Annotated in this window: 21 protein-coding genes; 15 read left to right on the top strand and 6 right to left on the bottom strand. The window is 32.6% G+C overall.

Annotated elements, in window-relative coordinates; all coding sequences use genetic code 11:
- Nucleotides 1-3: 3 nt before the first annotated feature.
- From ABW636_RS12985 to ABW636_RS12940, 10 genes are all read left to right on the top strand, one after another.
- Nucleotides 4-528, top strand: a complete 525-nt coding sequence (locus ABW636_RS12985; protein ID WP_367590456.1) for a hypothetical protein — start codon at nt 4-6, stop codon at nt 526-528.
- A 29-nt stretch (nt 529-557) separates the two neighbouring features.
- Entirely contained in the window at nt 558-1,343 is a 786-nt protein-coding gene (trpC, locus tag ABW636_RS12980) for an indole-3-glycerol phosphate synthase TrpC (protein WP_367590455.1), read from the top strand.
- A gap of 11 nt (nt 1,344-1,354) precedes the next feature.
- Nucleotides 1,355-2,038 carry a phosphoribosylanthranilate isomerase gene (locus tag ABW636_RS12975; RefSeq protein ID WP_367590454.1) on the top strand — a complete coding sequence of 228 codons (684 nt, stop codon included), beginning with the start codon at nt 1,355-1,357 and terminating at the stop codon, nt 2,036-2,038.
- Nucleotides 2,039-2,040: 2 nt separating this feature from the next.
- Complete coding sequence (gene trpB, locus ABW636_RS12970; RefSeq protein WP_367590453.1) at nt 2,041-3,222, top strand: tryptophan synthase subunit beta; 1,182 nt, start codon at nt 2,041-2,043, stop codon at nt 3,220-3,222.
- Between the two features lie 85 nt (nt 3,223-3,307).
- Complete coding sequence (gene trpA / locus ABW636_RS12965) at nt 3,308-4,093, top strand: tryptophan synthase subunit alpha (RefSeq protein ID WP_367590451.1); 786 nt, start codon at nt 3,308-3,310, stop codon at nt 4,091-4,093.
- Nucleotides 4,094-4,380: 287 nt separating this feature from the next.
- The gene (locus tag ABW636_RS12960) at nt 4,381-4,746 is read left to right on the top strand and encodes a hypothetical protein (RefSeq protein WP_367590449.1); all 366 of its coding nucleotides are present in this window, start codon (nt 4,381-4,383) and stop codon (nt 4,744-4,746) included.
- 195 nt (nt 4,747-4,941) lie between these two features.
- Nucleotides 4,942-5,565, top strand: a complete 624-nt coding sequence (locus tag ABW636_RS12955) for a hypothetical protein (RefSeq protein WP_367590448.1) — start codon at nt 4,942-4,944, stop codon at nt 5,563-5,565.
- 187 nt (nt 5,566-5,752) lie between these two features.
- Entirely contained in the window at nt 5,753-6,466 is a 714-nt protein-coding gene (locus ABW636_RS12950; protein ID WP_367590447.1) for a class I SAM-dependent methyltransferase, read from the top strand.
- 202 nt (nt 6,467-6,668) lie between these two features.
- Nucleotides 6,669-7,535, top strand: a complete 867-nt coding sequence (locus ABW636_RS12945) for a hypothetical protein (protein WP_367590446.1) — start codon at nt 6,669-6,671, stop codon at nt 7,533-7,535.
- Between the two features lie 104 nt (nt 7,536-7,639).
- Nucleotides 7,640-8,800 carry a hypothetical protein gene (locus tag ABW636_RS12940; protein ID WP_367590445.1) on the top strand — a complete coding sequence of 387 codons (1,161 nt, stop codon included), beginning with the start codon at nt 7,640-7,642 and terminating at the stop codon, nt 8,798-8,800.
- A gap of 209 nt (nt 8,801-9,009) precedes the next feature.
- Here the strand turns inward: ABW636_RS12940 and ABW636_RS12935 are convergent, their stop codons facing one another.
- Together ABW636_RS12935 and ABW636_RS12930 are read right to left on the bottom strand one after the other, a co-directional pair.
- On the bottom strand, nt 9,010-9,201 hold the full coding sequence (locus tag ABW636_RS12935; protein ID WP_367590444.1) for a type II toxin-antitoxin system antitoxin: 192 nt from the start codon (nt 9,199-9,201) through the stop codon (nt 9,010-9,012).
- Nucleotides 9,202-9,203: 2 nt separating this feature from the next.
- A complete protein-coding gene (locus ABW636_RS12930; protein ID WP_367590443.1) occupies nt 9,204-10,058 on the bottom strand; it encodes an SPFH domain-containing protein in 855 nt (284 codons plus the stop codon).
- A 164-nt stretch (nt 10,059-10,222) separates the two neighbouring features.
- Here ABW636_RS12930 and ABW636_RS12925 point away from each other — a divergent pair, with 164 nt between their 5' ends.
- The 5 genes from ABW636_RS12925 to ABW636_RS12905 all read left to right on the top strand — a co-directional run bounded on the left by ABW636_RS12925 (nt 10,223) and on the right by ABW636_RS12905 (nt 13,815).
- Nucleotides 10,223-10,939: an SDR family NAD(P)-dependent oxidoreductase gene (locus ABW636_RS12925; protein WP_367590442.1), complete on the top strand. Its 717-nt coding sequence runs from the start codon at nt 10,223-10,225 to the stop codon at nt 10,937-10,939.
- 443 nt (nt 10,940-11,382) lie between these two features.
- Nucleotides 11,383-11,985 carry a class I SAM-dependent DNA methyltransferase gene (locus ABW636_RS12920; protein ID WP_367590441.1) on the top strand — a complete coding sequence of 201 codons (603 nt, stop codon included), beginning with the start codon at nt 11,383-11,385 and terminating at the stop codon, nt 11,983-11,985.
- Between the two features lie 137 nt (nt 11,986-12,122).
- Nucleotides 12,123-12,620 carry a GNAT family N-acetyltransferase gene (locus ABW636_RS12915; protein ID WP_367590440.1) on the top strand — a complete coding sequence of 166 codons (498 nt, stop codon included), beginning with the start codon at nt 12,123-12,125 and terminating at the stop codon, nt 12,618-12,620.
- Nucleotides 12,621-12,672: 52 nt separating this feature from the next.
- Entirely contained in the window at nt 12,673-13,053 is a 381-nt protein-coding gene (locus tag ABW636_RS12910; protein ID WP_367590439.1) for a GNAT family N-acetyltransferase, read from the top strand.
- A gap of 198 nt (nt 13,054-13,251) precedes the next feature.
- Nucleotides 13,252-13,815, top strand: coding sequence for a hypothetical protein (locus ABW636_RS12905; protein ID WP_367590438.1), 564 nt, complete (start codon nt 13,252-13,254; stop codon nt 13,813-13,815).
- A 131-nt stretch (nt 13,816-13,946) separates the two neighbouring features.
- On the opposite strand, the gene ABW636_RS12900 is transcribed toward ABW636_RS12905, so the two are convergent.
- The 4 genes from ABW636_RS12900 to ABW636_RS12885 all read right to left on the bottom strand — a co-directional run bounded on the left by ABW636_RS12900 (nt 13,947) and on the right by ABW636_RS12885 (nt 21,453).
- Nucleotides 13,947-16,151, bottom strand: coding sequence for a serine hydrolase (locus ABW636_RS12900; RefSeq protein ID WP_367590437.1), 2,205 nt, complete (start codon nt 16,149-16,151; stop codon nt 13,947-13,949).
- Nucleotides 16,152-16,500: 349 nt separating this feature from the next.
- On the bottom strand, nt 16,501-17,007 hold the full coding sequence (locus ABW636_RS12895) for a hypothetical protein (protein WP_367590436.1): 507 nt from the start codon (nt 17,005-17,007) through the stop codon (nt 16,501-16,503).
- A gap of 151 nt (nt 17,008-17,158) precedes the next feature.
- Entirely contained in the window at nt 17,159-17,671 is a 513-nt protein-coding gene (locus tag ABW636_RS12890) for a hypothetical protein (protein ID WP_367590435.1), read from the bottom strand.
- A gap of 1,049 nt (nt 17,672-18,720) precedes the next feature.
- Nucleotides 18,721-21,453 (bottom strand): CHAT domain-containing protein, encoded by a 2,733-nt coding sequence (locus tag ABW636_RS12885; RefSeq protein WP_367590434.1) that lies wholly within the window; start codon nt 21,451-21,453, stop codon nt 18,721-18,723.
- Nucleotides 21,454-21,500: the final 47 nt, after the last annotated feature.

Genomic DNA, 21,500 nt, shown 5'->3' with positions numbered 1-21,500 from the left:
ACAATGAAAGTTGAAACCTATAAAATTGCAGGGTCAAAAGAAAAGGAAACCGGATTATTAATTACGGAAAATGAAGATTGGATTTTGGTAAAACATATTCCTGTAGATTATGTAGTCGATGGATTCAAACTTTACCGGAAAAGTGCAATTAAGAAACGAAAATCAAAAAGTAAAGAAAATAAAATAACACGTGTTCTTACACTAAAAAAAATAGACACGAATATCCCCGAAGGTTTTACATTCACATCCCCTATAAAAACATTACAGTGGTGTGAAAACAAATATGGTTTATTCGAGTTTCAGGATAGTGACGCAACATTATTTTACGGAAAGTTAAACCAATCAGAAAACTCGGACTTTTGTATAGATACCATAGACGCAGACGGAGTTATCGAAAAAGAGTACGACTATCAATTTCCTGAAGAAGAAGTAGAAGTGATCACTTTTGAAACCGACTATTTTGAGTCTGTAAGACTATTGATGAATGACCAATTAAAAAAACAAGGGCAACTTATAAAAGTAGTATAAAAGCCTATATACAACACTAGTAACCAAACATGAACATACTTGATAAAATAGTCGCTGACAAGCACAAAGAAGTTGAATTAAAAAAGAGTATCATCCCTATTAAACAATTGGAGAACTCTGTATTATTTGACCGTGCAAAAAACTCGCTGGCAACTGCTTTACGAAATAGCACAACAGGCATCATTGCAGAACATAAACGTAGATCACCATCTAAGGCTCTGATCAACCAAAAAACAACCGTGACAGAAGTAGCACAAGGATATCAAACTGCCGGGGTATGTGGAATGTCAGTATTAACAGACGGAAAATATTTTGGTGGCTCTCTAGATGACTTACTACTTGCCCGTGCATCGGTGCAAACACCTCTATTACGCAAAGAGTTTATCATCGATGAATACCAATTATTAGAAGCAAAAGCACATGGTGCCGATGTGATCCTGCTTATTGCAGCAATATTAACAAGAGATCAAATAAAATCTCTTTCAGAGTTTGCAAAAAGCCTATCGCTAGATGTATTGTTAGAAGTTCATAATCACGAAGAATTACAAAAATCTATCATGCCCTCGCTGGATATGCTAGGTGTAAATAATAGAAACTTAAAAACTTTTGAGGTTAGTACCGAAATTAGTAAATCGCTAAGTACCCAAATTCCAGATGATTTTGTAAAAGTTTCAGAAAGTGGTATCAGTAGTATCGAAGCCATTAAAGATCTACAGCCCTATGGCTATCAAGGCTTTCTTATAGGAGAAAACTTTATGAAAACAGAAAATCCCGGGGCTAGTGCTTTAGAATTCATTAAAAACCTTAATGATTAAATCCTGATATCATGAAATTGAAAGTGTGCGGAATGAAATATCAAGAAAACATAAAGGATGTAACTGCATTACAACCTGACTATTTAGGATATATTTTCTATGAGAAATCACCTCGTAATTTTGAAGGAGATATCCCTAACATTCCTGATCACATAAAAAAAACTGGTGTATTTGTAAATGCAACTATAGATTTCGTTTTAGAAAAAATACAACAATACGATTTTAAAGCGGTACAATTACATGGTAATGAATCTGTAGCATATTGTCATGAGCTAAAAGCAGCTATAGAACAACTCGGTAAAGAGTTATCGATAAAACTATGGAAAGTATTTTCTATCAAAGATGAATTTGATTTTTCGAGACTAACGCCTTACGAATCTATTGTAGACTGTTTTTTATTTGATACTAAAGGAAAAGAAAAAGGAGGCAACGGATATACATTTGATTGGCGTGTTTTAAATAACTATCCCTCTACTAAGCCGTTTATTTTAAGTGGCGGTATTGGATTAGAAGAGATCGAATCCATTTCATCATTTCTAGACAAACCTGTTTCTAAATTTCTATATGCCATCGATGTGAATAGTAAGTTTGAAACAGCACCAGGATTAAAAAACATACAACAACTAAAAGAATTTAAAAAACAGCTATTTACAGATTCATTTTTAAATGACGAAATAGCAACCAATAACGAATAACTATGAATTATCAAGTAGACGAAAAAGGGTATTACGGAGACTTTGGGGGAGCTTATATTCCTGAAATGTTATATCCTAATGTAGAAGAATTAAGAACGAAGTACCTAGAGGTGATTAGCGAACCTTCTTTCAAAGAAGAATTCAATCAGTTATTAAAAGATTATGTAGGGCGCCCTTCTCCTCTGTACTTTGCAAAACGTCTTTCTGAAAAACACAATACCAGAGTTTACCTAAAGCGTGAAGACCTAAATCATACAGGAGCACATAAAGTAAACAATACGATTGGTCAGATTCTGGTAGCCAAAAAACTAGGCAAAAACCGAATTATTGCAGAAACAGGCGCTGGACAACATGGCGTAGCCACTGCTACGGTTTGCGCATTGATGGGAATCGAGTGTATCGTATATATGGGAGAAATTGATATTAAACGTCAAGCTCCTAATGTAGCACGAATGAAGATGCTTGGAGCCACAGTGATACCCGCAACCTCTGGTAGTAAAACCCTAAAAGATGCCACCAACGAGGCTATTAGAGATTGGATTAACAATCCTGTAGACACCCATTATATTATTGGATCTGCTATAGGACCTCATCCCTATCCTGATATGGTAACCCGATTTCAATCCATCATATCAGAAGAAATCAAATGGCAATTAAAAGAAAAGGAAGGTCGTGAAAATCCTGACTATGTAGTAGCTTGTATAGGTGGCGGTAGTAATGCTGCCGGGACATACTATCATTTTCTAGACAATCCCGACGTGGGGATTATAGCCGTAGAAGCTGCCGGAAAAGGAATTCATAGTGGTGAAAGTGCTGCCACCTCTCAATTAGGCAAAGAAGGAATCATTCATGGTTGTAAAACCTTATTAATGCAAACCGATGATGGACAAATCACAGAACCCTACTCTATCTCTGCCGGATTGGATTATCCTGGTGTAGGACCGATACATTCTCATTTGTATCGTACCGGTCGTGGTAAATTCTTTTCTGTAACCGATGATGATGCTATGATTGCAGGATTAGAATTATGTAAACTAGAAGGGATCATTCCCGCAATAGAATCCTCTCACGCACTGGCTATTTTTAATGATAAAAAATTTAAACCAGATGATGTGGTGGTCATTAGTCTTTCTGGACGAGGTGATAAAGATTTAGAAACCTATATCAATCATTTTAAACTGTAACGATCCCCAAGAAACCATGATCGTTTTACACCGTATCAAACGATACGATAACATTTGACAAACAATATTATAAAATATTTCCATCATGACGGAAAAATTATTACAAACAAAAAATAGAATACATACGGCATTACAACAGGACAAAAAATTGCTGTCTATATATTTTACTGCAGGCTACCCTGCTTTACAGGATACTGTAAAAGTTATACAAAATCTTGAAAAAAGTGGCGTCGATATGATAGAAATCGGATTGCCATTTAGTGATCCGTTGGCAGATGGCCCTACGATACAAGATAGCTCTACCGTTGCGCTTAAAAACGGAATGACCACCAAACTGTTGTTTGATCAGTTAAAAGACATCAGGTCTTCTGTAGAAATCCCTTTAATCATCATGGGATATTTTAACCCAATGATGCAATACGGTATTGAAGCTTTTTGTGCCAAATGCCAGGAAATAGGCATTGACGGATTGATCATTCCTGATCTTCCTGTGGCAGAGTATCATGAGCACTATCAGGAAACGTTCGAAAAATATGGACTAATCAATGTGTTTTTAATTACTCCTCAAACTTCAGACGAGCGTATTCGTTTTATTGATAGTGTATCTAATGGATTTATCTACATGGTGAGTTCTGCCAGTACCACAGGAGCCAAAAATACTTTTGGCGATGTACAGCAGCAGTATTTTGATAGAATTAAATCATTAAATCTTAAAAACCCACAGATTGTAGGTTTTGGTATTAGTAATCATGAAACTTTTACACAGGCAACTCAAACTGCCAAAGGAGCCATTATAGGATCTGCTTTTATCAAGCACCTTACCCAAAATGGTGTGGATACCATTGGTGAGTTTGTAAAAGGAATACGATAGATACACCAACCGATCGTAAAAAATGATAAAATATTTATCCCTTACCGATTAAAGGCTTTTACATATTTACAAATAAATATAAATGAGAATATTGGGCATATATTGTATACAACGCTGTTTTATACAATTATTTTGAATAATATGAAATACATAATTCTAATAACCTTTGCTCTATCTTTATTTGGATGTAATTTTGATAAAGAAGGACGATCTAAATCGTATTCTACAACTTCTATTCTGAAGAAATCTAAAAAGATTAAAAAAACACTCAAGATAATAATTACCAAGTGGCTATTAACTTTCTTAATTCTTATATTAAAAACAACAGTAGTTTAGGAGTTATCGAATGGACAAAAACTTCTTCTCTTGTGACAGAAAACTTTAAAAAGGAATTAGAGAATATTGTAACAAAAGCAAGGGAAGAAGATCCGGAATTAGGGCTTGGCTTTGATCCGATACTTGATGCTCAAGATTATCCTGATGAAGGTGTTGAACTTTTAAATTTTGACTCTGAAACTGGTTATGTTATAGTTAAAGGAATTAAGTGGGATTCTTTTAATCTAACAATGAAAGTTATAGCCAAAAACGGAAAAGTGCTAGTGGATGGTAGCGGAACTATAAATATCCCAGAAGATAAACGATCCGAAAGATAAAACTGCATACAACAACACGATATGTGATCATAACAGCTAAATGATGAATCGAATTGTTCTTTTATTTTTTGCGAATCGCAATGCATTCATAATCAAAAAGTTAACAGTAGATACATAGAAAAATCTAACACAGAGGTAACATTTTGCCTTGCTACGACATATATATTAAACGTGTGTGTAATTAAAATAAACAAATTGAAAAGCAAATTAATCATCCTTTTGGCAATTTTACTTTGTAGCTGCGGAGCTCAAAAAGAAAATAAGAAAAAGTTAACTAAAGTCAGATTTGTATCATATAGATTGTTTAACGAAATTCACAATTATTATTATTTTAACGATACTATCAAAATAGAAACACCTTTAGAAAAAACTATTTATATACCAAATACATATAAGAAGTTTACTGCTCGTAAATTTAGAAATAAAGTTTATAGAAATGAATTAGACTGGGGAAATTTATACAAAAGATGGACAACTAGATATAAAGTAGAAAAACATCCAAATGACACCAAAACAATTCTTGGAATCAAGGGCTATAAATTAATAATACATGAGAATAGTAAAAGAACATTTGATACTTTTGACGAAGTATATGAATTATATGTATCTGACAAATTTAATATCCCTTTCAACCATTATGATTTCCTCAAAGTTAAGAATACTCTAAACTATAGTGGACTTATACTCGAATGTAAAACTTATTTTAAAGAAACACCTTTATTGAATATTACTTACACGTTAGAAAAATTTAATACTGAAAAACAAGACGAAAAATTGAAGAAAATTGATTTTAGTAAATATGAATATCATCGATTATAAAGTATTTACACACAATAATGTACCTAATCATAGTAATTAAACAATGAATCGAATAGACGTTGTATTTTTGGTAAAGCGCAATGCTTCCAAAAGTAAAAGTTAACAATCAATATGCAGAAAATGTCGATGACTTGGTAACATTTTAAACTGCTACGACACATATATTAAACATTACCAATAATTGCTAATGAAGGAAATTTACCAACCAAAATTTGTTGAAAAGCTATTTGACAAAATGAGCCGTTCATATTCAAAAGTGAATTATATAACTTCATTTGGATTTAGCGAAAGATGGAGAAGGCAATGTGTTGAAGAAATTGAAATTGAAAAAGGAAAAGTTATTGTCGATTTGATGACTGGAATGGGAGAGTGTTGGAAACATATTTTAAAAAAGTGTAACAAAGATTCAAAATTAATTTCCCTTGATTTTTCTACAGAAATGATAAAGCGAGCGCAGAAAAATAAAAAAGTATTTAATAATTATAACATAGAAATTCTTAAAGAAAATGTTTTTGAAAATTCAATTAAAAATCAAACCGTTGATTATATAATCTCTGGATTTGGATTGAAAACGTTTAACGATGAACAACTTGAAAAATTAGCAACCGAAATAAATCGAATTCTAAAATCGAATGGAAAATTCTCCCTTGTTGACGTTTCAGTTCCTAAAAGTTCAATACTAAAACCTTTTTATCTTTTTTACTTAAAGAATATAATTCCGACACTAGGAAAGTTGTTTCTTGGAAGTCCAGAAACCTATAAAATGTTGGGCATCTATACTCAGGAATTTAGAAACTCAAAAAACGTTCACAAAATATTTGATAGATTCGATTTTGAGGTTGAATATGTGGAGTATTTTTATGGATGTGCTACTGGAATTAAGGGGCGAAAAATAAAATAACCATTGGTAACAGTACCTATACAATAGTTTGAAGTTTATGGCTAATCCAAAAGTTATTGCTTCCTTGGTTTGTCGTTAAAGACTTAAATTTAGTATTTTAGAAAAAATAAAAACAAAAGATAGACTTTAGCTAAGTGTTAGATCGAAAACTAGTGATTTTCTGATTTCGTACTACACATAGTTCAACGTTAGGATTAATTTGATGAAAAACTACAAAGTAATAATTATTCTTTTAATCCTGATTGGATGTAATGAAGCTCACAAAAAAAAGAGTTTTAAGGCCAAAGTTAATTTTGACAACTTTCCAAAAGCTTGGCAAAGACTAACCGAAATTAATAACGAACTTACACTATATTTCCCTTGTAAAGGAGGAGATAGAAGTATTCAATTCTCTCCTCTCTCTAATGGAAATAAATTAATGCACATCAACTATGAAGAACAATACTTTGATTTCTTGGTTAAAGAATTAAATAAAAAAGGAGATAATCATTTTTTAGAAGTAATCGACAGAAAATCTAATAAACTAAAAGTTTTTAGAATAGAAAATTATGAAAAACAACACAACTTAGCTTACTGGAATTGGGAAAATAATGGAAAAAAGCACAGATACTTATTCACTACATTTGATACCATTAGTAAATATCCTGTTGTACATCAACCTTGTAAAGAATGTCCAGGAACTCCTTGTGAAAACATTGAGAGCATAGAAGGAATATATCAAGTAGAATTACCATATACTCTTTCTCTAGATGGAGGCGATTATCGAGAATTAAGTTTTACTATAGCAAAAGATTCGACTTCTTTATTAGAAATTTACTACTATCCCGAAAACGAAAATCAAGAGGGCGAATCTCTTAAGTATAATGGAAAGGTTAAAATTGACAGTATTTATTTTACTGTTCAATTTCACAATTTTAGCACTGAATTATCTAAGTATTTTAATCCAAAAAAAGAACCTAAATTAAAATACTTAAATGATAGTATTTTTAGATTCAGAAAGTCCGTTGATGGATTAATTATTGATGATTCTTTTTGTGAGAATTGGGAAATGAAAAAATATAAAAACTAAGCCTAACAATTTATATAGTGTATATGCTCCCTATGAGATGCAAACGTACCATATAAGAGGTTTTAGCAGTAAGTAAAGTAATCCAAAAAATAACAGAGAATAAAATGGCTATATATGCTTATGCTGATGAAACAATATTTACAATAAATTCTCAAAAAAATAAATCTGCATTAGGCTGTGGAATGTTTATCTCAGAATTTAAAATAACTAAATCTGTAATTGACGAAGCTTTACAAAATCTATCAAACGATATAGATTTTGACATCAAAAAAGACAAAAGAACTTTAATTAATGGTTTTTTTCATGCATCAGAAGATAGTAAAAATGGGCACTCGCACTTTTGTCGTTCAATAAACAAAAATATAAAAGGAACTTTTGATTATACATTCAAAAATAATGTCGGTAAAAAAGATTTATCGAAAAGTAACTTTACCGAAAAAATATTTGATCGATGCTTAAGTAGTTCAACTTTAGAATTATTCCTCACAACAGATGAAGTGCATTTAATAATTGAAAAAAGAGATCAATTAAATGAAAAAAATATTTCAGATTGGAAAAAGAAATTATATCATCTCTATGAAGGAGTGTCATACAATATTCCATCATATAAAACATTTTATCCAAAAATAAATATATTACTTAAAGGTAAAAATGAACCAGGACTTCAAGTAGTTGATTTCTTAATTTGGGCTTCAAATAGAACACATAAATTAAAACCTGACAATACTTGGCATAAACGAATAAAATATACTACTTGGCATTCTTATAAAGAAGAAAACGATTTCAATAGAGCCCAATTTCATTTAAATTCTTATCCAAAGGAAATATCTAGCCTTGATAATTATCCTCAAAAATTTACAAAACCAAAAGAATGGGAAGAATATTTAAATGCTTATGTTCACATCGAAAAATTTCTTGTTCATATTGAAAAATCCGATTTTAATGAAAATAACATTCATTTGTACGATAGCTTTAATAAAATATCTGAAAAGCTAAAAAATAATGAATACTCCATAGACAGTGATGATATTAATCAAATTGGAAGTGTCTATCTGAGGCTATTTGACTCGCTTCCCGTATACTCACATATTTCTAATACTGACACAGAATCTTGGACCATACTATTTCATACAAAATACCTTGCTTCAATGTTTGTAAGGAAAGGAAAAATTCATTTTAACAGAACACGTGACGAAGTATTAAGGTGGAGATACAAGATGCTAACAGAGAATCAAAATGAATTTAGAGAATTAATTTACCAATAGCACCTACTTCTAATAATGTATAAAAAACATAGAGTTTTGAGACTTAATCGAAAATCCTGTGTTTATTTACAAAGTCACCAAATGTAAAATTTGATGTTTACAAAAAATGATAAGAGCAAAATATTTATATTTGGCTTAGTACCAATCCGAAACGTATCACTTATCACCCGCCTTATGTTTCTTATAACGAATATCGACAAACACTTGAACTAAGATTTTTTATCCGATTTATTGTCTCTTGGCTTTTGTTTACTTGGTAATCTTTTAGCTTCTTTAAGACTTTTACTTAGTATCCATTCTATCTGACCATTAACACTACGAAACTCATCATCTGCCCATTTTTCTATCTGTTTAAAAGTTTCTGGATCAATTCGTAGCACAAAGGATTTTCTTTTACTCACATTTAAGAATTTAGAGTTCCTGCATTCACTACCGGGACAGCTTCTTTATCACCACATAAAACAACCATTAGATTACTCACCATAGAAGCCTTTTTATCATCATCAAAATCAATAATATCATCTGTAGCCAGCTTATTCAATGCATCCTCAACCATACCAACAGCTCCTTCTACTATTTTTTTTCTAGCAGCTACTATGGCAACCGCTTGTTGCCTTTTTAACATAGAACTAGCAATTTCTGGAGCATATGCCAAATATCCAATTCTTGCTTCCATAACTTTAATACCAGCAATAGCCAAACGCTCTGTAATTTCATTTTCCAAAGCTTCATTTACTTCATCCATCCCCGATCTTAAAGTAAACTTGGCTTGTTCATCATCAAAATTGTCATACGGGTACGACCCTGCAAGTTTCCTCACAGCCGCATCGGTTTGTACTTTTACAAACTCCTCATAATTATCAACGTCAAAAGCCGATTTATAGGTATCTGCAACTTGCCAAACTAAGATTACATTAATCATAATAGGGTTTCCAATTTTATCATTCACCTTCACGCGCTCGCTATCAAAATTTCTAGCTCTTAATGAAATTTTTTGCCGTGTAAAAAAAGGGTTCGCCCAGAAAAAACCATTTTCGCGAACAGTACCCTTATAAGCACCAAATAAGACCAATACTTTGGAACTATTCGGGTTAACTATAAAAAAACCTTTGATCACTGCTATTATAAAGATCCCAAGGATAAAGAAAATTGGATTTTTAGCTACCAATAAACCTACTACCATACTAATAACTACAACTAGTAATACTAGGAGCATTAAATAGCCATTAGTTGCTTTTATTTGAGTTTCTTTTTTCATAATGATATTATTTTGATATCACAATAATACTAAAAAAAGTTCAATTTTAAAAATTAGAATCATATTTCTGAATGAAATAAACGACCAACAATTTGTACTTTGCATGCGCAATGTGTTAGGACATGTACCCAATTACAAAACCAAACCCTGAAAAACAAGATCAAATGAAAACAGCAATTATAATTGGAGCCACTTCTGGAATTGGAAGAGGGCTTGCCGAAAAGTTAATCAAGAATGATTGGACTGTTGCAATAACAGGTAGAAGAACAGAGCTTCTTGAAGAAATAAAGCTGAAATCAAACAATCAAATAACTACTCTTGTACATGATGTTACCGAAATAGAAAACTCTGACAAAAAATTAGAAACTCTTTTCGTAAAGCTAAAAAAAGTGGATTTGGTTGTGGTTTCTTCTGGTGTATCAGAACTAAATCAGAAGATGGACTGGGAAATTGAAAACAAGATCATCCAGACTAATATAAACGGTATTGCAAAAGTTTATGAATTCGTATTTTCAAAATTTCGACAACAAGGATATGGTCATATGGTTGGCATAACGTCTATTGCATCTATCAGAGGGAACCGTTATTGCCCATCGTATAGTGCCTCAAAAGCATTTCAGGCAAACTATCTTGAGGCTTTAAGATGTATCTCCAAAAATGAAAAATTATCTATAAAAATAACAGATATACAACCAGGTTTTGTAGCTACTCCAATGGCCAAAGGAGACGGGTTATTTTGGGTAGCTCCTGTTCCTAAAGCTGTAAGTCAAATTTATGCAGCAATTTTAAAAAAAAGAAGAAAAGCATATATCACAAAAAGATGGAGGTTAATTGTATGGGTTATGAAACTTGCTCCAAATTGGGTTTTAGAAAAAATGTAGACTCACAACCAACTATAACTACCTATATCCTTATAACTCCAAATGAACAATTGAAGAACTCTTGTTAAAGCATGATAATGGCAATCAGAAATTAGCCTATCCAAAGGCATAAAAATTGAAAAGCTATGTAACATTTCATCTTGTTATAACACCTATATAAAAACGTTGTTTATAATTCTAAGAATCATATGGCGTTATCTAATGCTAAAGTTTTAGATAAAATTTTATAATCGAAAAAATTGGAAACTGGATAAAATTTGATTTGCTCTATAAAAATTCAATAACAATAAATTATCAGTTAGTTGAAGACCCAAATAACAAGCACTCGAAATATTTAGAATATATTGCTACAGAAATAAACAACCTATAATCCTGTGTATTAAATTATAGTTACATACACCAGACTACGTTTATCATACTAAAACCCTAATAATCAACAAAAAATGCAACAAAAAAAAGATTGGTTTGTCGAAAAAGCAAATGACTATGACACCAAAAAACATAGAACGCAAAATGTTAGGAATATTGCTAAAGGAATTTTAAACGAAGTATCATTTTCTAAGCACATGAACATTATGGACTTTGGTTCTGGTACAGGCTTATTATTATCAGAAATTGCTCCTCATGTAGGTAAAATAACAGCTGTTGACATCTCCCCTTCTATGAATGCTATTCTCAAAGCAAAAAGAGTGGAGTGCGAAGTTGAACTACTAGAAATGGACTTGACCACAGAAAAATTAGATCAAAAATTTGATGCTATTATATCTTCTATGACACTTCATCATATACAGGATGTTCAAGGGTTATTTAAAAAATTCTATGATTTATTAAATGATGACGGCATTATAGCAATCGCAGATCTTGATACCGAGGATGGTTCATTTCATACAACAGACACAGGAGTATTTCACTATGGTTTCGATAGAGAAGAATTTAAGAGTATGGCTAAAAATGTAGGGTGTAGAAATATAAAAATTCAATCCATTAGCATAGTAGAGAAGCCTACAGGTAATTATCCGGTCTTTTTACTAACCGCCGAAAAGTGATCATTAACATTACAATAGATAACTATAATATTAAAGAAAATAGTTCGATGCTATGATCGAAAAAAAATAAAAGCATTGTAACGTTTTGTGTTACCTAGATACCTATATTAGACATTAAGAAGTATTAAACAGTAGTTATGATTGTAAAGAGTGACCATACCAGAGACTTTGATACCATTTACGAGATTATTAATGATGCTTCTATCGCTTATAAAGGGATAATACCAAAAGATAGATGGAAAGAACCTTATATGCCTAAAGCCGAATTAGAAACTCAGATAGCAGAAGGTGTAGAATTTTGGAGTTATAGGGAAAATAATGAAATTCTTGGGATTATGGGAATCCAATTTAAACAAGATGTCACTCTGATTAGACATGCCTATGTACGAACTATAGCAAGACAAAAAGGTATTGGAGGAAAACTACTGAATCACTTGACAGAAATGACGCAAAAGCCCGTTTTAATAGGTACCTGGGTAGATGCCAGCTGGGCCATATCTTTTTATGAAAAACATGGTTTTAGAACCTTATCAAGAAAAGAAACCAATCAATTATTAAAAACATATTGGTCTATCCCGCAAAGACAGGTAGAAACTTCGATTGTTTTGGCAAGTAACACATGGAAAAGGAACTAAATAGATTTCATATAAACCAAAGTATATCGCATCTAATATAGAATAATATAAAATGAATGTAGCAATCAGGAAATATAACCCCTCAAAAGATTATAGTCAGCTACTGCAAATCATTATATCAGAAGGTGATGAATGGAAAGAGTACTTACACCCAAAATATAAAATACCCCTAGAACAATCCATTACTTATGTAGCCTACTACAAGCAAGAGTTGTGTGGATACTCCCGTTCTATAAACGATGGTGATTTTTTTATCTGGATTATGGATCTATTAGTAGACAAGAAATATAGAGGTCATGGTATAGGAAAAAAATTAATGGAACATCACATTCAAGAATTTCCTAACCTGGATGTTTTTGTATTATCTGATGTCGATGCATATTATCAGAAACTAGGGTACAAAAAAGAAGGCTCTCTATTTAAGGTTAGATGATTTTATAACAGATAAATCACTCACAAGCAGAGAATAAACAACACCTTTACTATACTTCCAAAACTTCATCCCCTATTTATACCTCTAGATATTTTATTAACATTAGAACAGATAAATGCATCTTTTACAAAAAAAAAGCAACAAACAAGGTAACATAGTACCCATTTATAACATTCATTGTAAACGTTACCTTAAATTATGAAAAACACCCTTACATTACTTATGATTATTTTAGCTTCTCATCTGGTAGAAGCACAATTTATAAAAGAAACATCGATAAACGCACAAATTGGATACGCGCTTAGTTCACCTAATAACAGTGTAGATCAAATTGTTAATGATGGTTTTTTTATACAAGGAGAATTGATTCTAAAAGCAGCTTCGTGGATTGAGTTTCGACCCTATACAGGTTTGATTATTACCAATTCTGATGGAAAAGACCTAAATGGCAATCCTACAGACGAAAAAGCCGAATCCAAAGCATTTTTGTTAGGCGGTAAAGCTAGGGTGAGAGCACCTATCCCATGGATTGCACCATATATAGAAATCGGAATCGGTACTTCTATTGGTAACTTTAGAACTCTTACAGCTTTTGATGATATTAATAAAGGCGGAATAATTTATCATATTCCTTTTGCTCTTGGATTAGAATTGGGGCAAAATAATAATGTTGACATAGGGCTTTCTTATTATATACAACCCGATGTCAAACAGTATGCCGGGGCTTTTGCTATTGGAGTTACAATTCCTTTAAATAAATAAAAGATCTTTTTCTATACCAGTGTGACAACAATGATCATGTAAAATCCAATCGAGCCCAAGAAGCAATCCAACAATAAACGTTTGAATTGGTTTCTACAGGCTCGATTTAACAATTAATAAGCTGAGATTTGTTATTCTAATATAATTTTCTTTCTCATTTCCTGCCCTTCTTGCAATACCTCAACTACATAGATACCCGCAGCAAAGCTGGTAAGATCTATCTGTTTGTCGACCACTGTGGTTGACAATAATTTTCTTCCTGTTAGTGAATAAATATTAACTATAGCATCTTTAGAATTAAAGACATTGATGTTTATTTTACCTTTTGTAGGGTTAGGATACACTTCAAAATTTGGTGTAATGGTAACTGCATCATCAAAACTTTGTGCTACCTCTTTTTCATCAGAATCTTCTGCTATCAACTGTGATTTTGCAGCAATATTGGTACCGTATCTTTCGATATCTATAAGCTCGTAACCATTCTTACTATAATTAGTATGATTATTCATAATACTACAATAGCTATGATTTCTATTTAAATATTCTCCCTGATTACTTTTTTCCCAAATACCTGCCCAACGCTGGTTTCCTGAAATTTCGTAGGTTTCTATATCGATAAGTCTATATCCATTTTGTCGATGCTGATTCCATAAGGTATTAAAGCCAGCAGTAGTGTAATTTCTATTTAGCAAACCATCTTGTCCTGCTATCCATACTCCAGACCATTTTTGTTGCCCTCCAGAGGTATATACTTCGATATCTATGAGTTTCATTCCTTTTGATGCAAACTCGGCTCTTTTCTGAGCAAAACCAGCTGTACTGTAGTTTCTGATTAATGCATAGGCACCATTTCCTGGTCTAAACAATCCAGCCCACTTTCGCTGTCCATTAATTACATAAGTCTCCAGATCTATCAAACGATATCCCATATTAGACATTTCTTTCCATTTGGTATTGAATCCGGCTTGATCATACCCTCTCCACATAGGGTTACCTCCTAGTCCTTTTTTAAAAACACCATCCCATACTAACTTTCCGCTTTTAAAAGAAGGCTCGAAATCATCACAATAATAACCTTTGGCTCTTAATTTTTGCCATTCTTTTGCAAAATTCGAATGACTGTACCCTCTTCTAACAATTACATCTTTATTGGTTTTTCGCCATACCCCTGCAAACTTACCTTCGCAACTCTTCATAGTAGAAGTACAAGCATCTTTTGGCGTAGTATCACTAGCCCAATTATGACCAATGGCGGTATAAACTCTTTTTCTTATTCGAGATGCATCCCCATAATTGACCGGGATCATTACTACGACTCCAATTCCTTTGTTAGGATAAAAATGCATATCGGTACGTACGTTATCATGTGCCCCATTATGAGATAGTCTAAAAAAATCACTCGCTTCATCTCCATTATGTCCAATCCCATATCCATAACTACCATTTCCTGGTACATCGGTCCAAAGCACACTAGTATCATTCAATAGCGTTTCGTTCATAATTCCTATGGCAAATTTGGTAAGATCTCGTACATTAGATTGCCACCCTCCGCTAGGTAATTTCCATTCTACATTACCGATCGTTTTATTATTCATTACCCCATCACAGGCTTTTTGAACCCCCGTAAAAGATCCTGTTCCAATTTTAAGGCTGGTCATTCCTAATTTATCTGCGATATGCTTTTTGACCCAGGCAGGATATCCATTTGGAGATACCTCATCTACAACCGCTCCTAAAAGATTAAAACCATACGATGAATACAAATATTTGGTTCCTGGGTAAAAATCCAGATTTGGCCCTTTAAAAATGTTTACCGCAGATTCGGCATTAAAATCATCTGCATCACTCACATAGGTATTAGAACTTTTGTTATTGTATTTTTTAATAACATTACCATTTTCGTCTTTTTCTGTTCCGCCCCCATAGTGATTAATACCACTTCGATTGGATAATAGATGACGAATTCGAATCTTACTTTTCCAGTTAATGTTAGAAGCAGTCCAATAGTCTATATGTTCTGTTACTTTATCATTGAGATCAAAACTATTGTATGTTTCTGCTAATTTAAGTGTAGCAACTGCGGTTAAAGGTTTGGATATAGAAGCCCAACGCATAGAGGTGAATGAAGATACCGCAATCTGTTTGTCTTTATCTTTGTATCCATATCCTCTGGCGTAGTATAACTTTCCGTCCTTAATAACACCAATGGCAACACCGGGTATATCTTGTTTAATAATTTCATCTTCTACAGCAGCATTAATCGCCGCAACCTGCCCATAGAAAAAAACAGGGCTTAGGAGAAATAAAAGGTTAAAAATGTATGATTTAATTTTCATGGTTTATTTTTTAGTTTTTCAGTTGATTTTTACCGTAGTTTCGTAATCATCATTAACAAGAGAAGAGGTTGTTTGTAATACATCAATAAATTTATCTTACAACTTTTACAACAATTAACTTGCAAAGAGGTGTATTATAAGAACTACACAAACGCTCTCTTCTCTTTCGGGTTAACAATGAAATCTTATACTATTTCTCACATACACCGCAGTCTATCGCAGTAACTATATATTAGAATAGCACCTTTGGGTAAAAAAACAAATGCTTTTTATTAGTACTTGTTTTGTTTTCTTTTGTTCTATAACTTAATCCTGATTATATAATAGAAAATCTATTGTATAATCTAGGTTAACAATTATCAGGAATGCATATGTTCTCAGGACATACCCAACACTGCTCACCGTCACAACATAAGTCCATACCATCTGCGGTAAGCCAGGGGTCCATCCCTACCCCCCTAGAAATTGCTTCAATAATAGTTTTAAATCGGTTCGGGTATCTTTTTTTAATGGCTTCATAAGAATAGGTTTGTAAACCTCTTTTATTAAACACCATTGTTTTTATTATTTCTTTAAGTAATTGTTCATCAGAAAACACATTTTTTAAAATCGGTTCTGTTTTGATAAACCGCTTAAAGTCACTTTTACTTCTTACGATATTGATCTCTGGATTATTCATAAGTCTTGATAGCTCTTCTGCAGTAGAAGCCAGTTTATAATTATAATCCCAGCCAAAGTCTTCTAATGTAACCTCAAGACTCTTTGAAACGGTTTGTTCTGTTTCTTTTATCTCTTCTTCACAAGATAAAAAAGACATTACCCCAATAAATAGTAGGAAGTATACTATGGTTTTCATAATTCTAAGTTTTAAAAGTATTCCTAATTACATATTTTAAATACTGTAGGTAAATATCCTTGCTTAACTAAGCATATTCTTGTATTCCCCACTTGTATTCCTTGTGCCTGATAAGGCCATGGTATTACCTACAGTAATAAAACAATGCTTGTTAACAGTTATTTCCAATACAGATACTAAAGGTGTCTGATTTACAAGTTGCTGCAGAAGCACAATACATATCATCATAATCTGTAGTTAACCATAAATCCATTCCAAATCCTTTTGACATGGTTACTATAATGGTTCTAAATCTATTAGGGTATGCTTTTCTAAGTGCTTCATAAGAATAGGTTTGCAACCCTTTTCTATTAAACTTCATGGTACTTACCACTTCCTTATATAGTTGTTCATCAGAAAAAACACTTTTTAAAATAGGTTCTGTTTTGATAAAGCGTTTAAAATCATTGGCATTCCTAACAATATTTGCTTTTGGATTATCCATAATTCTTGCTAATTCTTCAGAGGTTGAAGCTAATTTATAGTTATAGTCCCAACCATAAGATTTTAAAGTAGCATCTAAAGCCGTGGTTGGTGTATTGTCAATGTCATTGGATTCTTCTTTTTCACATGAAGTAAAAATTAACAATCCGATTAGTATGGTGAAAAATGATATAGTTTTCATAATGATAAGGTTTTAAAATCTTGCCCTACTCTATTAAAGGCTTTTCGGTTTCCGCCGTTTATTATTCATATTTTAGAATCGATTCATACCCCCGTTCCTTATCATTAAGAATTGTTACCCAAAAAAGTTGAAAAAATTTCTGGGACTTCTAAACACTATAACAGAATAGGTTCTTAAAATATCTCCTGCCGGCCGTGGGAGATCAATATCTTTTGATATATTGCTCCTGCCAACCGCGGGAGATCAATATTATTTGATATATAGCTCCTGCCAACCGCGGGAGATCAATATTATTTGATATATAGCTCTTGCCAGCCGTAGGAGATTAATATCATTTGATATATACTTCCTGCCAACCGCAGGAGATTAACATCTCTTGATATATACCTCTTGTCAACCGTGGGAGATCAATATTATTTGATATATACCTCCTGCCAGCCGTAGGAGATTAATATCATTTGATATATACTTCCTGCCAACCGCAGGAGATTAACATCTTTTGATATATACCTCTTGTCAACCGTGGGAGATCAATATTTTTGAATATATACCTCCTGCACACTGCGAGAGATTAATATTTTTGAATAAATAGCTTCTGCACACTGCGGGAGATCAATATTTTTGAATATAAAAAATCAGTATCTAATGTCATCCCAAACCAGATTTGGGATCTCATCGTTCTAAGGTATATGCATATTAAGTAAGATGCTGAATCAAGTTCAACATGAAATCATATAGATTTAACTATACATCAAAAGAAATGGATAAGACTTAGAAGATTATTAATAAAAAATTTCTTGAAACCAACTATCCCCAAGGCAGAGCCTCAGGGCTATTTCGCTGGTTTCATTTTGACCTGAAGATCAAAAACCGAAATTTTTATTTCCCCCACACCCCAACCCTCTCCCCCAAAGGGAGATGGAGAAAATGGAAACCCCGAGGCAGAGCCTCGTGGAATTTTTAGATTAAAAAAACAAAACATTACAAAACACATGAATGGTGGTTATTAGGTCTCGACTGCGCTCGACCAGACTTGTAATATATAAACCTCACAACGCTTTTTTCATGTTATTTTTGTACTTCCATAAGATAAACGCGAACAGCAAAACAAATACTACAACACCTATTAAATAACAGGGTAAATCACTTTTGATAGTAACCGTATCGGTATTACCGATTAAAATCGGCGCTGCCCAATAATAGGGTGATGCCTCTACTCCACTATGGTTTTGTAAATAGGTTCGTTTGGCTTTTTGTATAGCTTCAGTTTTGGTACTTCCTTCTTTTAAATACGTATAAAAACCAGACATAATATCATGTGTAGACTTTTCATTAGCGCTCCATAGTGTAGAAATTACACTTCTGGTACCTGTACTAAAAAAACCACGTGCCAAACTCATAACACCTTCTCCTGTTTTAAGCTCTCCCAGAGAAGTATTACATGCGCTAAGCACTACTAAATCTGCCTGGTTTTTGGTAGCGTATAGTTCGTCCAAACTTAATTTATCATCATAAAATGCAATCCAAGGATCGGTTTTTTCACTTACATCAGCATGGGTAGACAAGTGTACAATATTGTAATTTGACACTGTTGTCATAAAATTATCTTTCGAGGCATTTTTATGATCATATACCTCACCAGAAAACAAAGATGCAACTTCCTCTATTTCTGCTTTACTTCTGGATAAATCCACCAATGTAGTATCTTTAAATTGTACCGGAGCAAAGCCAATAAAATCTTTTGTTGGGGTACGAATAACTTCCTCATTGAGTTGTAAAAAAGAAAGTGAATAGGCATAACTTATGTTGCATTGATTTAATAAATAGCTAGTATTATCTGATGAAGATGTCATGAGTACCTCGAACGGAATTTGTTGTAAATGATGGTCTGGGACCACAATCATGTTTTTATCCGTAAATAAACCGGGATCAATATTCGGGAATAAGGTATTATATATAGTATTAGATAATTCCTGAAACGAAAGAAATTCTTCTTTGGTGTAAAAAGGATGTCCTAGTTTCTTTCGTAAAGCCACAATATGATGATGAAGTTCTTTGACCTCTTTTATTTTAAAAAAATACTCCTTGTTTTCAGAAATAAACAAACCATACCCCTCTGTATCGTTAAGAATATAATATAGGGTTATAGGGCTGCTTTCATCTTGTTTTCCTTTTAAAGTTCCATAAGAAGCAATTTGTAATTTTTGTTTATATCGGTAATAACTTGGATATCCTGTTTCTAAAGAATCGATAAAATTTTCGTATTCCTTTTTACGAGTATACACTATATCTCTTAAAGAGTCCAATCTCATTGATGTTGCCATATCGGCTTCTTTTAGTTGTTCCTCTGCCAAATAAATTGACCTTCTTAGGTCAAATTCTCTATCCGACAATCGATCTGGTAATTGGGCATTTTCCTTTGCTTTTTCTTGCGTAAGGTCTTCGAGTAATAAGAGTGCTTTATTTTTTTCCATAAAATAGAAAGCATTCTTTGGCCTGTTTAATTTATAACAAACTTGTACCGCTTTCATATATAGATCTGCACTGCGTGCTCTCCAAAACAATTTAGACTGAAACTCTGTACTCTCAAAACGAATTATATCGACTAACTGATCGGCAATTTCGAAAGCTTCTAATGCTTTCTGCAAGTATTCTTTTCGATGCTCATGTTTATAATAGGCTATCCATCCATTGGCATAATCGGTGATATAGTTTAGTAAATCTAATTTATAAGGAGATATTTTAAGGTGTTCTATATCGGGTAATACCGTATAGGTGCCCGATTCTTTTCCTAACAATGTATAGTGTATTGCTTTATGATAGTGAAGTAACGCTTGTTTAAATTGAAATTGTGCAGCATAATAATCTCCTAAATTATCATTTATTATTGCTTTAATCTCTGGTTCATTATATGCATACAATAAAGCTAAATCATAATTCGCCAAAGCTTTTTTATAATTCTTCAGCTTTTTATAAGATATGCCAAGGTTATTATAATTCATTGAAATATAAGACGAATCTTCCATCTCACAACTAATTTCTAGTGCTTTTCTATGATATATGATCGCGCGTTCATAATCTTCTCTCTCATCATAGAGGTTTCCTGAAATCTGATTTAACCTTATTCTATCCAAATAGCTAATACTAATGTAAGGCAACAAAGAATCTGCTTGATTTAAATGATACACAATCTCTTTGTCATTTGACCAATTCATTCTCCCATACAATTCTGATAACCGTAAATGATTCCTAAAAAGAAGTACACTTTTATCATTTTGTTTAAAATACTGTTCTGCTTTGATAAAATTATCTTTAGCCTTATCAAAATCACCAATTTCTGTATAAATGACTCCAAGTCGATTGCTTGTTTTTGCTATTAAATTATTTCTTTCCCCAAACTCTAATAATTTGTTATAAGTCTTTACTGATTTAGAATAATTTCCTTTTACAGTATAATAATGTCCTAATGCATATAATGATTTTGAAACAGCACTGGTATCCTGATATTTAGTTCGAATGGTTATAGCTTGTTTAGCATATCTAATTGCTTTATCAATAGCAGTACGATATAATTTCTTAGAGTATTCATGATAACATAGTGCTAACTCAAGTTGATCCGAATGATGTTTGTTTTTTGTGAAAAAATCAGCTACCAATTCGTCTCTATGGTTAGTATCTAATGCAATAATACTATCATATTGCGACTTTAAATAGGTATCTACTTGTGCAACTACAAGACCACTTGCAAAACAGAAAAAGAAAAGACATTGCCTTATATACATAAAAAAAGCTGTAATTATGTTACTAATGTACAGCTTTCTTGTTTATT

The sequence above is a fragment of the Aquimarina discodermiae genome (genome assembly GCF_040786235.1).
Taxonomy (GTDB): domain Bacteria; phylum Bacteroidota; class Bacteroidia; order Flavobacteriales; family Flavobacteriaceae; genus Aquimarina.
This window is presented reverse-complemented; position numbering and strand designations above follow the sequence as displayed.

Coding starts and splice junctions, on each gene's coding strand:
- ABW636_RS12940 (WP_367590445.1), top strand. CDS start 7,640: ATGGCTATATATGCTTATGCTGATGAAACAATATTTACAATAAATTCT.
- ABW636_RS12975 (WP_367590454.1), top strand. CDS start 1,355: ATGAAATTGAAAGTGTGCGGAATGAAATATCAAGAAAACATAAAGGAT.
- ABW636_RS12915 (WP_367590440.1), top strand. CDS start 12,123: ATGATTGTAAAGAGTGACCATACCAGAGACTTTGATACCATTTACGAG.
- ABW636_RS12920 (WP_367590441.1), top strand. CDS start 11,383: ATGCAACAAAAAAAAGATTGGTTTGTCGAAAAAGCAAATGACTATGAC.
- trpB (WP_367590453.1), top strand. CDS start 2,041: ATGAATTATCAAGTAGACGAAAAAGGGTATTACGGAGACTTTGGGGGA.
- ABW636_RS12930 (WP_367590443.1), bottom strand. CDS start 10,058: ATGAAAAAAGAAACTCAAATAAAAGCAACTAATGGCTATTTAATGCTC.
- ABW636_RS12985 (WP_367590456.1), top strand. CDS start 4: ATGAAAGTTGAAACCTATAAAATTGCAGGGTCAAAAGAAAAGGAAACC.
- trpC (WP_367590455.1), top strand. CDS start 558: ATGAACATACTTGATAAAATAGTCGCTGACAAGCACAAAGAAGTTGAA.
- ABW636_RS12900 (WP_367590437.1), bottom strand. CDS start 16,151: ATGAAAATTAAATCATACATTTTTAACCTTTTATTTCTCCTAAGCCCT.
- ABW636_RS12950 (WP_367590447.1), top strand. CDS start 5,753: ATGAAGGAAATTTACCAACCAAAATTTGTTGAAAAGCTATTTGACAAA.
- ABW636_RS12890 (WP_367590435.1), bottom strand. CDS start 17,671: ATGAAAACTATATCATTTTTCACCATACTAATCGGATTGTTAATTTTT.
- trpA (WP_367590451.1), top strand. CDS start 3,308: ATGACGGAAAAATTATTACAAACAAAAAATAGAATACATACGGCATTA.
- ABW636_RS12885 (WP_367590434.1), bottom strand. CDS start 21,453: ATGTATATAAGGCAATGTCTTTTCTTTTTCTGTTTTGCAAGTGGTCTT.
- ABW636_RS12895 (WP_367590436.1), bottom strand. CDS start 17,007: ATGAAAACCATAGTATACTTCCTACTATTTATTGGGGTAATGTCTTTT.
- ABW636_RS12905 (WP_367590438.1), top strand. CDS start 13,252: ATGAAAAACACCCTTACATTACTTATGATTATTTTAGCTTCTCATCTG.
- ABW636_RS12945 (WP_367590446.1), top strand. CDS start 6,669: ATGAAAAACTACAAAGTAATAATTATTCTTTTAATCCTGATTGGATGT.
- ABW636_RS12910 (WP_367590439.1), top strand. CDS start 12,673: ATGAATGTAGCAATCAGGAAATATAACCCCTCAAAAGATTATAGTCAG.
- ABW636_RS12925 (WP_367590442.1), top strand. CDS start 10,223: ATGAAAACAGCAATTATAATTGGAGCCACTTCTGGAATTGGAAGAGGG.